Source organism: Bacillus sp. BS98, from assembly GCF_008432245.1.
Taxonomy (GTDB): Bacteria; Bacillota; Bacilli; order Bacillales; family Bacillaceae_G; genus Bacillus_A; species Bacillus_A toyonensis.
This window is the reverse complement of record NZ_CP043830.1, coordinates 4,348,471-4,361,304: the sequence shown is the minus strand read 5'-3', so window position 1 is coordinate 4,361,304 and position 12,834 is coordinate 4,348,471. Positions and strand designations below refer to the sequence as shown.

The window sequence follows — 12,834 nt, the reverse complement described above, 5'->3', positions numbered from 1 at the left end:
ATTATGACAATCAAACGCAAGAAAGTTTCAGTCATCGGTGCAGGATTTACAGGAGCAACAACAGCATTCTTATTAGCACAAAAAGAACTTGCAGATGTTGTATTAGTGGACATTCCACAACTGGAAAATCCAACAAAAGGGAAAGCGTTAGATATGTTAGAAGCGAGCCCAGTACAAGGTTTTGATGCTAACATTATTGGAACATCTGATTACGCAGATACTGCTGATTCTGACGTTGTCGTTATTACAGCAGGTATTGCACGTAAGCCTGGTATGAGCCGTGATGACTTAGTAGCAACAAACTCTAAAATTATGAAAAGTATTACGCGCGACATTGCAAAACATTCACCAAATGCGATTATTGTTGTATTAACAAATCCAGTTGATGCAATGACATATTCTGTATTTAAAGAAGCAGGATTCCCGAAAGAGCGTGTTATCGGGCAATCGGGCGTATTAGATACAGCTCGTTTCCGTACATTCATTGCACAAGAATTAAATTTTTCTGTGAAAGACATTACAGGATTTGTTCTTGGTGGACACGGTGACGACATGGTACCTCTTGTACGTTATTCCTATGCGGGTGGCATTCCGTTAGAAACGTTAATTCCGAAAGAGCGTTTAGAGGCAATTGTAGAACGTACACGTAAGGGTGGCGGAGAGATTGTAGGCTTATTAGGAAACGGTAGTGCATATTACGCACCAGCGGCTTCTTTAGTTGAAATGACAGAAGCAATCTTAAAAGATCAACGCCGTGTATTACCGGCTATTGCGTATCTTGAAGGTGAATATGGTTATAGTGACCTTTACTTAGGGGTACCAGTAATTCTAGGTGGTAACGGAATTGAAAAAATTATTGAATTAGAACTTCTTGCAGAGGAAAAAGAAGCGTTAGATCGCTCTGTAGAATCTGTACGTAACGTTATGAAAGTTCTTGTTTAATAATTAAATATAAGCGGAAAAAGATTCGGGGCCCCGAATCTTTTTCTACTATTTAATGAAATGTTTTTTTGGAATAATATGAAAACGCTATCATTTGTAGTATCCTATAATGAAACTGTAGATTTATACTATACATTGCCCTCATCATAGTAAATTTCGGATAAGGTATCGCTTTTAGTAGGATAATAAGGTGAAAAAATCGGAGGGGGTTGTAACATGTTAAAGAAAAAAGTTCAAATTGGTCGTAAAATGGATGAAATTACAGTAGGAGAGAAACTATCTATCACTGAAAAAATTGAGGATAAAGATTTGTTATTGTATTTAGGGCTAACGAATGATGCCAATCCATTATATATTCAGCATGATTACGCATCCCAAACTCCGTATGAAAAGCCGATTGTACCAAGCATTATGCTAACGGGAATGATTACAACGGCGGTTACGAAATATTTACCAGGTCCAGGTAGTCATATTATTAGGAAGGACCTTACGTTCGTGAAGCATGTTCACCATTATGAAACGTTACAAATCCACTTTGAAGTTGTGGCTGTTTCTGAGGAGGCACATACAATTGATATGCTTGTATCTGCTCATGATGAAAAAGGAGAAACGGTTGTTAAAGGTTCATTAACGGTAACGCCACCTTTTAAATCTGTTTCCATTATGGAAAAAGCATTAGATAATTTTTAAAACATGAAAATATGAATAGCGCTAGCATACCTTTAATAAGGGAGCTAGCGCTATTTTTAGTTGAAGAATCCTTCAGCGAACCCTGCAGCAAAATCTGAACAACCCGTTTTAATCGTATCCCAGCTTGGAGCGTTAAAAGTAAGAATACATGTTACTACTAAAGTTAGAATAGGTAGTACTAGTCGCATAATAGAACCTCCGTATATATAACATTCATATATATTAATTATTATATGAAATTATCACATACTTTAATAACTGAAGTCAATTGAAGGAGGGATTTTTTAAGTGAGATGGAAAAGGGAAGACGTTATTTTTGAAACGATAAGAGAAGCTGAAGTGTGGGCAGACGGGATCGCGAATGAAATATACGGAAGGGTATTTGATGGATATGAAACACCGGACTATAAAATAGCGTATGTTCTATCTTTTTTCTTAGCACAAAATCGAGAATTCAATGTTCATACGGAAGTAGAATGTAATGAGAATATAGAATTGTATAAAGTGTGGATAGTAACACGTTAATTGAGCCGAGTGTAATTGTTTTTAGAGATAACGAGGGCATAATCTGAATCCATGAATAGACAATTATATTGAGGGGGGACCTGTTTTCTAGTATGATGAGAATAACGGGGAAAATACTAGGATGAAGAAGGTTTCAAGTCTATAACTTGGAGGAAAAGAATGAACAATCGTATTTTAGTAGTTGATGATGAGGAATTTATCTTAACTTTAATTGAATTTAATTTACAACAAGCTGGTTTTGAAGTTATAACAGCGATGGATGGAGAAATGGCGCTTCAAAAAGCGACAACAGAACGTCCGGATTTAATTATATTAGATTTAATGCTTCCAAAAATGGATGGTATGGAAGTTTGTAAAGAATTACGATTGCAGCGTGTTATGACGCCGATTTTAATGTTAACAGCAAAAGATGATGAATTTGATAAGGTGCTAGGTCTTGAACTTGGGGCGGATGATTATATGACGAAGCCATTTAGTCCAAGGGAAGTTGTTGCTCGTGTGAAGGCGATTTTACGTCGTACGAAATTACAGCAAGAAGAGCAAGTTGCAGAAGCGCCAGATGAAGATAGCATCCTAATTGCAGACCTTAAAATTTTACCGGAGTTTTATGAGGCTTATTTCCAAGGAAGAAAGCTTGAATTAACCCCAAAAGAATTTGAACTACTTGTTTATCTTGCGAAAAATAAAAGTCGCGTGTTGACGCGTGATCAATTATTAAGTGCTGTATGGAATTATGATTTTGCTGGTGATACACGAATTGTTGATGTTCATATTAGCCACTTGCGCGATAAAATTGAAAAAAATACGAAAAAACCGACGTACATTAAAACGATACGTGGTTTAGGATATAAATTAGAGGAGCCAAAAGGGGATGAATAAATTTCGTTCCAGGCTTCTTTTTACATTTGTTTCTCTTATTGTGTTTATTTTAGTTGGACTAGGTTTACTGTTAGAAACCGTGTTTGAAAACTATTATATAGATCATGCGAAAGAGAGAATGGTAAAAGAAACAGGATATGTTGCGGTATTAGCAGAAGAACAAGGTTTTGAGGATGTTTTAAAAAGGCCGTATGTATTTGAAAAGTTAGAAGAAAAAATACCAGCTTCTATTATATTTGTAGATGAAAAAAAGAAAGTTCAATATGGCAAAGGGCAACAATCTGCATTTAGTCAAGAGATGATTAAAGAACTTTCTGCCGAAACAGCGAAACAACGAAATAAAGTCATTACGAAAGAAACGGATCAGAAGAATGAATTTTATCATGCGGTGTTCGTTCAAGATGTAACAGGGAAACAAGGATACATTTTGGTGAAAAGTACAATTGAGCCTTTGAAAGATGTTCATCAAAAAACGTGGGGATTATTAATTATCGGATTTGTTATCGCTTGTCTTGTAGTCGTGTTTTTAGGTATGAAAATTACAGGGCAATATATTAGGCCAATTGAATCAGTTACGAAAGTTGCGATTGAATTAGCGAAGGGAAATTATAAAGCACGTGCTTATGAAAGTCATTCGGATGAAACAGGAATGCTGAGTAAAGCGATTAATATTTTAGCTCGTAATTTACAAGAGATGACACTCGAACAAGAAATGCAACAAGATCGTCTGCATACGTTAATCGAAAATATGGGAAGTGGAATGATTTTAATTGATAGCCGCGGTTATATAAACCTTGTAAACCGTTCTTATAAAGAGACTTTCCACGTAACAGATGAAGAGTATTTAGATCGCTTATATTATGAATCGTTCCATCATACAGAAATTATTGAGCTTGTGGAAGAAATCTTTATGACAGAAGTGAAAGTGCGTAAACAAATGCTATTGCCACTTGGAATTGAGCGAAAGCATTTCGAAGTATATGGAGCGCCGATTATCGGGACGAACCATGAATGGAAAGGGATTGTTCTCGTATTCCATGACATAACAGAGTTAAAGAGATTAGAACAAATGAGAAAAGACTTTTTAGCCAATGTTTCTCATGAACTAAAGACGCCAATTACTTCTATTAAAGGTTTTTCAGAAACGCTCTTGGATGGAGCGATGGATAATAAGAAATTCTGCGAACATTTCTTACACATTATTTTAAAAGAAAGTGAACGCATGCAAGGGTTAATTGAAGATTTATTAGATTTGTCAAAGATCGAGCAACAAGGGTTTAAATTAAATATGGAAACCGTTGATATGAAGGGAATTCTTGAAGATATTCATATGGTGCTTGACAATAAAGCAGGCGAAAAAGAAATCTCTTTACAAGTGAATGTATTAAAACGTGTCTCTGTCATTGGAGATCCTGGTCGTTTGAAACAAATCTTTATTAATTTAATTAATAATGCAATCGTATATACACCGGCTGGAGGCGTTGTTTCTGTTGAATTAGCAGAAGATAAATACAATGCTTATATAAAAGTATCTGATACTGGAATTGGCATTAGTAAAGATGAAATCCCACGTATTTTTGAACGTTTTTACCGAGTGGATAAAGCGAGAAGTAGAAATACTGGTGGTACAGGTCTTGGATTATCGATTGTAAAGCATTTAGTTGAGGCACATCACGGTACAATTACTGTGGATAGTGAAGTTGGGGAAGGGACAACATTTACAGTTGTTTTACCGAAATCGGCAACTGAAAAATAGGATGAAGGATATTTACAATATATTAACAATGGCTTAATTAAATATTAATAAAGCTCTGTTAATATAATACATGAAAACCCCTTCATCCAAGGAGTAATTTTGGACGAGAATAGTTATGCTGTTCTCGTCACTTCCCTTTATGCCAATATAAGTTTGATATATATGAAAGAAAAAACCGTTATTTTTCTTCTCTCTATTAGTCATGTTAATATAGAGAGAGGAAAGGAACGGTTTTTTTCTATGTGAAAATCGTTTCAAATTTGTATGGGGAGGTTTCTATTGTGGAAAAAAAAGTCGTATTAGTAGATGGTAATAATATCGCGTATCGTGCTTTCTTTGCACTACCGCTTTTAAATAACGACAAAGGTATACATACGAACGCAATTTACGGTTTTACAATGATGTTAATGAGAATATTAGAGGAAGAAAAGCCAACGCATATGCTTGTTGCGTTTGATGCAGGAAAAACGACATTCCGTCATAAAACGTATAGCGAGTATAAAGGAGGACGTCAAAAGACTCCACCTGAGTTATCAGAACAATTCCCGTTTATTCGTGAGATGCTTGATGCATTTAATGTACCGCGTTATGAACTAGAAAATTATGAAGCGGATGACATTATGGGGACGTTAGCGAAAGAAGCGAGTGAGCAAGGGTTTCATGTTAAGGTTATTTCAGGAGATAAAGATTTACTTCAACTTGTTTCTGATAATACGCTTGTATGTATACCTCGAAAAGGGATTACAGAAGTAGATGAATATACGAAAGAAGCTTTATTTGAGAAATACAGTTTATCACCAAAGCAAATTATCGATATGAAAGGTTTAATGGGGGACCAGTCAGATAATATTCCGGGTGTACCAGGAGTTGGTGAAAAAACTGCAATTAAATTGTTAACGCAATTTGAAACGGTTGAAGCAGTGTATGAAAATATCGATCAAGTAAGCGGGAAGAAATTAAAAGAAAAACTAGAAGCGAATAAAGAACAAGCTCTTATGAGTAAAGATCTTGCAACTATTATTACAGATGCGCCGATTACAGTGCATGTGGATGATATGGAGTATAAAGGATATGAAGCAAGTGATGTGATTCCAATGTTCGAGAATTTAGGATTTACATCTCTTTTGAATAAATTAGGTGTTACGCCAGAAGAAACAGCTCCAGCTGAATTAGATGATATTACATTTGATATTGTGGAAGAAGTTACAGAAGAAATACTTCAGCAAGATAGTGCACTTATTGTAGAAGTACAAGAAGATAACTATCATAAAGCGGACATTCAAGGTTTTGGTATTCAAAATGAAAATGGTTGCTACTTTATTCAGACAGACATAGCTCTTGCATCCGAGGCTTTCAAAGCATGGCTTGCAAATGGAGAAATGAGAAAGCATACATTTGATGCGAAGCGAGCTATCGTTGCACTCAAATGGAAGGGTATAGATATTCAAGGAATCGACTTTGATTTATTAATTGCTGCTTATTTACTTGATCCAGCTGATACGGATAAAGATTTCCGTACTGTAGCGAAAATGAAAGAAACGCATGCCGTGAAATCGGATGAAGAAGTTTATGGAAAAGGTGCGAAGCGTGCTGTTCCAGAGCTAGAAGTAGTAGCGGAGCATGTAGCTCGAAAAGTGCATGTATTATATGATGTAAAGCAAACGTTCTTGGAAGAATTAAAAAAGAACGAGCAATATGAATTGTTTACAGAGTTAGAATTACCACTTGCACGTGTACTAGCTGATATGGAAGTAAAAGGTGTAAAAGTTGATACGGAGCGCCTTCGTAATATGGGAGAAGAACTTGCGGGTAGATTAAAGGAAATGGAACAGGAAATTTATAAGCTTGCGGGAACAGAATTTAATATTAATTCACCGAAGCAACTTGGGGTTATTCTGTTTGAGAATTTAAACTTACCAGTTATTAAAAAGACGAAAACAGGTTATTCTACGTCAGCTGATGTACTAGATAAACTTATGAATCATCATGAAATTATTCCAAACATTTTACATTATCGTCAGTTAGGGAAATTAAATTCAACTTACATTGAAGGTTTACTAAAAGTTGTACATGAAGATTCATCGAAAATTCATACTCGCTTTAATCAAGTTTTAACACAAACAGGTCGATTAAGTTCAACAGATCCGAACTTGCAAAATATACCGATTCGATTAGAAGAAGGAAGAAAGATTCGTCAGGCATTTGTTCCATCAGAAGAAGGATGGATTATGTATGCGGCCGATTATTCACAAATTGAACTTCGTGTATTAGCTCATATTGCAAATGATAAAGGGCTAGTTGAAGCGTTCCAACATGATATGGATATTCATACGAAAACAGCTATGGACGTATTCGGTGTTGGAAAAGATGAAGTAACTTCGAATATGAGACGACAAGCGAAAGCTGTTAACTTCGGAATTGTGTATGGTATTAGTGATTACGGTCTTTCACAAAACTTAGGAATTACAAGAAAAGCAGCAGCGGAATTTATTGAAAAGTATTTAGAAAGTTTCCCTGGTGTACAAGAATATATGGATGACATCGTAAAAGATGCGAAACAAAAAGGGTATGTGGCTACCTTATTAAATCGTCGCCGTTACATTCCGGAAATTACGAGTCGTAATTTCAATTTACGTAGCTTTGCTGAGCGTACAGCTATGAATACACCAATTCAAGGTAGTGCTGCAGATATTATAAAGATAGCTATGATTATTATGGCAGATCGTTTAGAAGAAGAAGGATTACAAGCGCGTCTTCTTCTGCAAGTACACGATGAATTAATCTTTGAAGCACCAAAAGAAGAAATTGAAAAATTAGAGAAGCTTGTACCAGAAGTAATGGAGCATGCAATTGAACTCGCAGTTCCACTGAAAGTTGATTATTCTTACGGTCCAACTTGGTACGACGCAAAATAAGGAAGTGATGAAATGCCTGAATTACCAGAGGTTGAAAATGTCAGACGGACACTCGAAAATCTTGTAACAGGAAAAACGATTGAAGATGTTATTGTTACGTATCCAAAAATAGTAAAACGACCAGATGATGCGGAAATCTTTAAAGAAATGCTCAGAGGCGAGAAAATTGAAACGATAAAGCGAAGAGGTAAGTTTTTGCTTTTATATGTAACGAATTATGTTATCGTTTCACATTTGCGTATGGAAGGAAAGTTTTTACTGCATCAAGAGGATGAGCCAATTGATAAGCATACGCACGTCCGTTTCTTATTTACAGATGGAACTGAATTACATTATAAAGATGTGAGAAAGTTTGGTACGATGCATCTCTTTAAAAAAGGTGAAGAGTTAAATCAAATGCCTCTTGTTGACTTAGGTCCAGAGCCATTTGATGCTGAATTGACACCACAGTATTTACAAGAAAAATTGCAAAAGACAAATCGTAAAATAAAAGTCGTATTATTAGATCAGCGTCTTTTAGTAGGGCTTGGAAATATATATGTAGATGAAGTTTTATTCCGTTCTCATATCCATCCAGAGCGAGAAGCTGCATCTTTAACGCAAGAAGAAATCGAAAGAATTTACGAAGCAATTGTTACAACGCTAGGCGAAGCAGTGAAGCGAGGCGGAAGCACAATTAGAACGTATATGAATTCGCAAGGGCAAATTGGTTCATTCCAAGAACTTTTAAATGTATATGGGAAAAAGGGAGAACCATGTGTAACTTGTGGCACGATATTAGAAAAAACAGTTGTTGGCGGAAGAGGGACGCATTATTGCCCAATTTGTCAGCCTAGAATATAGAAAAGAGATAACATCGGATAGGCATTTGTCATATACATACAGCAGAGCTATGTATAAGGGAGGAGCTTACCGATGTACCTTTATTTATCTCTTATTTTATTAGCTTTTACATTAAGCTTAGATAGCTGTAGTGTAGGGCTGACATATGGTTTGAGAAGCGTAAGAATTCCACTAAGATCAATTATAATTATCGGAATCTGTTCAGCGGCTGTTATGCTTGTTTCAATGGGAATTGGACATATGATTGCGAAAATATTTTCACCTGTTATCGCAACGCGTATCGGTGGGCTTGTTCTTATTGGAATAGGGATTTGGGTATTATATCAATTTTTTCGGAGTGATAAAAAGGAAGAACCGAAGCAAGAAGAGAAGGTTTGGAAACTAGAAATTGCTTCACTTGGGTTAGTAATTCAAATTTTACGGAAACCGACTGTTGCAGATTTTGATAAATCGGGAACTATTTCTGCAGGAGAAGCGCTACTTCTTGGTATCGCACTTTCCGTGGATTCGTTTGGTGCTGGAATTGGTGCATCTTTATTAGGTTATGCACCCGCTATGATGGCAATATTAGTTGCAGTTATGAGTTCTTTATTTTTGTTTATTGGAATGAAGCTGGGTACAGTTTTATCGAATATGAAATGGTTACAAAAATTTACATTCCTGCCTGGGGTATTACTCATTATTATTGGAATTTGGAAAATGTAAGTATGGGCGTGGAACATTAGTTTCGCGCCTTTTATTATGAGGAGGAGAAGTATTATGACAGTGGTAATTGGATTAACGGGAGGAATTGCAAGCGGAAAAAGTACGGTATCAGAAATGTTTCGTGGGCTAAGTATACCGGTTATTGACGCAGATGTTATTGCAAGAGAAGTTGTAGAACGAGGAAAACCAGCATATAACAAAATAGTAGAAGTATTTGGAACGGAAGTGTTACAAAAAGATGGAGAACTGGATCGGCCGAAATTAGGAAATGTTGTTTTCTATAATGAAGAAAAACGATTGCAGTTAAATAAAATTGTTCATCCTGCAGTACGTGAGGAAATGAATGCACAAAAGGAAATGTACATAAAAGAAAGTATGCAAGCGGTTGTGTTAGATATCCCTCTTTTGTTTGAAAGTAAATTAACAAGTCTCGTTGACCGCGTTTTAGTTGTAGCTGTCACGCCTGATACGCAATTAAAACGTTTAATGGAGCGAAATAATTTTTCGGAAGAAGAAGCAAAAGCACGTATACAATCGCAAATGCCGTTAGAAGAAAAAGTGAAGCATGCGGATGAAGTAATAAATAATGATGGCACAATTATGGGAACGAAAACACAATTACAGGGAATTTTAAAGAAATGGAACATTATTGACTAAAAAATTGTGAAATTAATGAAAATGCTTAGTGACATATCCCCTTTTTGTGTTATACTATTATTGGGATTGGAGATAAATAGTATAACGCATTCAAGGGGGATAACATATTATGACTCGTGTGGCAATTAATGGATTTGGACGTATTGGGAGAATGGTATTTCGTCAGGCAATAAAAGAAAGCGCATTCGAAATTGTAGCAATCAATGCAAGCTATCCATCTGAAACGTTAGCACATTTAATTAAATATGATACAGTTCACGGCAAGTTTGACGGAACAGTAGAAGCATTTGAAGATCACTTATTAGTTGATGGGAAAATGATTCGCCTTTTAAACAACCGCGATCCAAAGGAATTGCCTTGGACAGATCTAGGTGTTGAAGTTGTAATTGAAGCAACTGGTAAATTTAATTCAAAAGAAAAAGCAATTCTTCACGTTGAAGCTGGAGCGAAAAAAGTTATTTTAACAGCGCCTGGTAAAAATGAAGATGTAACAATTGTAGTTGGTGTGAACGAAGACCAATTAGATATTACAAAACATACCGTTATTTCAAATGCATCTTGTACAACAAACTGTTTAGCGCCTGTTGTGAAGGTGTTAGATGAGCAGTTTGGAATTGAAAACGGTTTAATGACGACTGTTCACGCTTATACAAATGACCAAAAAAATATTGATAATCCACATAAAGATTTAAGAAGAGCACGTGCTTGCGGACAATCAATCATTCCGACAACGACAGGTGCTGCGAAAGCGCTAGCAAAAGTTCTTCCGCATTTAAACGGAAAACTTCATGGTATGGCACTTCGTGTACCAACACCAAACGTGTCTCTTGTTGACTTAGTAGTAGATGTAAAACGTGATGTGACAGTTGAAGCTATTAACGATGCATTCAAAACTGTAGCAAACGGTGCGTTAAAAGGTATTGTAGAATTTAGCGAAGAGCCTTTAGTATCTATTGACTTTAATACAAATACACACTCAGCTATTATTGATGGCTTATCTACAATGGTAATGGGTGATCGTAAAGTAAAAGTACTTGCTTGGTATGATAACGAGTGGGGCTACTCTCGTCGTGTTGTAGATCTTGTAACGTTAGTTGTTGACGAATTAGCGAAACAAAAAAATGTGCAACATATTTAAGTGAATAGGGGAGAGGGCAAGTGAATATTGCCCTCTCTTTTTTTATTTTTTTCTGAAAAGGAAAAAAATTATATGAGAATATTTTGGAAAGTGGACATACCACGAAGCGTTGTTATTACTGTATTTGTGAATCATTTCTTTTTTTTAGGGAAAAGTAAAGAGGAAAATATGACAGAAAATCGAAAAAACTGTTGTTGCAAAATGAAAATAAACAAAGTATACTAACACTCGTAAACTTAAGAGCTGAGGTACGTAGTCACTACTTAAAGGGTTAGGACCTCTCTGGACTAACTTTCCCCCGTGGTAGTGGAGCAAGCCAAATTGCAAATTAGTTTTCAATTCGAACAGTTAGAATAAATTTACAAGGGGGAACTGTAGAATGGATACTATGGATACGATGGGTCGTCACGTGATCGCTGAACTTTGGGATTGCGATTTCGACAAGCTTAATGACATGCCGTATATTGAACAATTATTTGTGGATGCAGCACTAAGAGCTGGTGCTGAAGTGCGTGAGGTTGCTTTCCATAAATTTGCACCACAAGGTGTAAGTGGAGTAGTAATTATCTCGGAATCACATTTAACAATTCATAGCTTTCCGGAGCACGGTTACGCAAGTATTGATGTTTATACTTGTGGGGATCGTATTGATCCAAATGTTGCTGCAGAATATATTGCAGAAGGTTTAAACGCGAAAACGCGTGAGAGTATCGAGCTTCCTCGAGGCACTGGTAGCTTCGAAATTAAGCAGAGAGAAACAAAAGCTCTTTAAAAAAGAACATAATTGATTTAAAATGTAAAGAGGTGTGTAATGCACCTCTTTTTTAGTTTATAAAAAAGGAAAAACATAACGTGTTCATTAGTTAGTTAAATGGAGCTCTCACACATAAGTTAGTGCTACATCTACCATCTTATTTTGTTGGGAAAATAGATGATGAAATCATGTATTTAAACTTAGAGTGGTAAGAGCATTAGAATGAGTTATATAATATTGTATATATATTTTTACGTGAATGAAGTAGAGAAAAATAAAAATCAAATTGTAAGGGAGTGAATGAATTGCGTTGTCCATCCTGTTCTCATAATGGCACAAGAGTGTTAGATTCGCGTCCGGTAGACGAAGGGCGCTCTATTCGAAGAAGGAGAGAGTGTGAAAGTTGTTTAAGTCGCTTTACGACATTTGAAAGAGTAGAAGAGTCACCTCTGATCGTTGTTAAAAAAGAAGGCACACGAGAAGAGTTTAATAAAGAAAAGATTTTACGCGGTTTAATTAAAGCATGTGAGAAAAGACCAGTATCTTTAAGACAATTAGAGGAAGTAACACAAAGTGTGGAACGTGAACTTCGTAATTTAGGTATATCAGAAGTGAAAAGTGATATGATTGGTGAAATTGTTATGGAAGAACTTCGTGATATCGATGATGTTGCTTACGTACGCTTTGCTTCTGTATATCGTCAATTTAAAGATTTAAATGTATTTATTGAAGAATTAAAAGATATACTGCAAAAAGAAAGAGAATAGAAGCTGTATTCAATTCTCTTTACATACTGTAAGTAATGAGGTAAGAGAGCTAGAAGCGTAAGCTAATAGCTCTTTTTCGCTAATAATCATTGGGGATTTTGTTCATCCCAAAATGATTATTAGCCTTCACCAATCGGGCATTTACGGGAAGGTATCTCCTGCCAAACTTCCGTGCATTCGCCGAATTTTGATGCGGGAGTCTTACTGCCCGCAAATAGCGAGATAAAATATATAATGAAGATAGAACGAATGAATTAGAGGAT

General features: G+C 35.9%; 13 protein-coding genes. 12 read left to right on the top strand and 1 reads right to left on the bottom strand.

Annotated features, from left to right (window positions below):
* Positions 1-3 precede the first annotated feature (3 nt).
* Positions 4-942 (top strand): malate dehydrogenase, encoded by a 939-nt coding sequence (mdh, locus tag F0362_RS22605; protein ID WP_000153227.1) that lies wholly within the window; start codon positions 4-6, stop codon positions 940-942.
* A 216-nt stretch (positions 943-1,158) separates the two neighbouring features.
* Complete coding sequence (locus F0362_RS22600) at positions 1,159-1,632, top strand: MaoC family dehydratase (protein ID WP_000914174.1); 474 nt, start codon at positions 1,159-1,161, stop codon at positions 1,630-1,632.
* A 56-nt stretch (positions 1,633-1,688) separates the two neighbouring features.
* Here F0362_RS22600 and F0362_RS31265 read toward each other — a convergent pair whose 3' ends face one another.
* Positions 1,689-1,820, bottom strand: a complete 132-nt coding sequence (locus F0362_RS31265; RefSeq protein ID WP_001241584.1) for a hypothetical protein — start codon at positions 1,818-1,820, stop codon at positions 1,689-1,691.
* A gap of 100 nt (positions 1,821-1,920) precedes the next feature.
* On the opposite strand from F0362_RS31265, the gene F0362_RS22595 reads away from it, so the two are divergent.
* The 10 genes from F0362_RS22595 (at position 1,921) to nrdR (ending at position 12,571) form a co-directional block, all read left to right on the top strand.
* Positions 1,921-2,157: a hypothetical protein gene (locus F0362_RS22595; protein WP_001267375.1), complete on the top strand. Its 237-nt coding sequence runs from the start codon at positions 1,921-1,923 to the stop codon at positions 2,155-2,157.
* A 159-nt stretch (positions 2,158-2,316) separates the two neighbouring features.
* The gene (gene phoP / locus F0362_RS22590; RefSeq protein WP_001065218.1) at positions 2,317-3,036 is read left to right on the top strand and encodes a two-component system response regulator PhoP; all 720 of its coding nucleotides are present in this window, start codon (positions 2,317-2,319) and stop codon (positions 3,034-3,036) included.
* Positions 3,029-4,792 carry a sensory box histidine kinase PhoR gene (gene phoR, locus F0362_RS22585; protein ID WP_001032137.1) on the top strand — a complete coding sequence of 588 codons (1,764 nt, stop codon included), beginning with the start codon at positions 3,029-3,031 and terminating at the stop codon, positions 4,790-4,792. Before phoP ends, phoR begins: the two co-directional genes overlap by 8 nt.
* 281 nt (positions 4,793-5,073) lie before the next feature.
* Entirely contained in the window at positions 5,074-7,707 is a 2,634-nt protein-coding gene (gene polA / locus F0362_RS22580) for a DNA polymerase I (protein WP_000412836.1), read from the top strand.
* Positions 7,708-7,719: 12 nt separating this feature from the next.
* The gene (gene mutM / locus F0362_RS22575; protein ID WP_001114492.1) at positions 7,720-8,550 is read left to right on the top strand and encodes a DNA-formamidopyrimidine glycosylase; all 831 of its coding nucleotides are present in this window, start codon (positions 7,720-7,722) and stop codon (positions 8,548-8,550) included.
* A 72-nt stretch (positions 8,551-8,622) separates the two neighbouring features.
* Positions 8,623-9,255: a sporulation membrane protein YtaF gene (ytaF, locus tag F0362_RS22570; RefSeq protein WP_000281731.1), complete on the top strand. Its 633-nt coding sequence runs from the start codon at positions 8,623-8,625 to the stop codon at positions 9,253-9,255.
* 54 nt (positions 9,256-9,309) lie between these two features.
* Positions 9,310-9,912 (top strand): dephospho-CoA kinase, encoded by a 603-nt coding sequence (gene coaE / locus F0362_RS22565; RefSeq protein ID WP_000219291.1) that lies wholly within the window; start codon positions 9,310-9,312, stop codon positions 9,910-9,912.
* Between the two features lie 109 nt (positions 9,913-10,021).
* Positions 10,022-11,050 (top strand): glyceraldehyde-3-phosphate dehydrogenase, encoded by a 1,029-nt coding sequence (locus F0362_RS22560; RefSeq protein ID WP_000198973.1) that lies wholly within the window; start codon positions 10,022-10,024, stop codon positions 11,048-11,050.
* A 388-nt stretch (positions 11,051-11,438) separates the two neighbouring features.
* Positions 11,439-11,822 carry an adenosylmethionine decarboxylase gene (speD, locus tag F0362_RS22555; RefSeq protein WP_002003660.1) on the top strand — a complete coding sequence of 128 codons (384 nt, stop codon included), beginning with the start codon at positions 11,439-11,441 and terminating at the stop codon, positions 11,820-11,822.
* Between the two features lie 287 nt (positions 11,823-12,109).
* On the top strand, positions 12,110-12,571 hold the full coding sequence (gene nrdR, locus F0362_RS22550) for a transcriptional regulator NrdR (protein WP_001203687.1): 462 nt from the start codon (positions 12,110-12,112) through the stop codon (positions 12,569-12,571).
* The last annotated feature ends 263 nt before the right edge of the window (positions 12,572-12,834 follow it).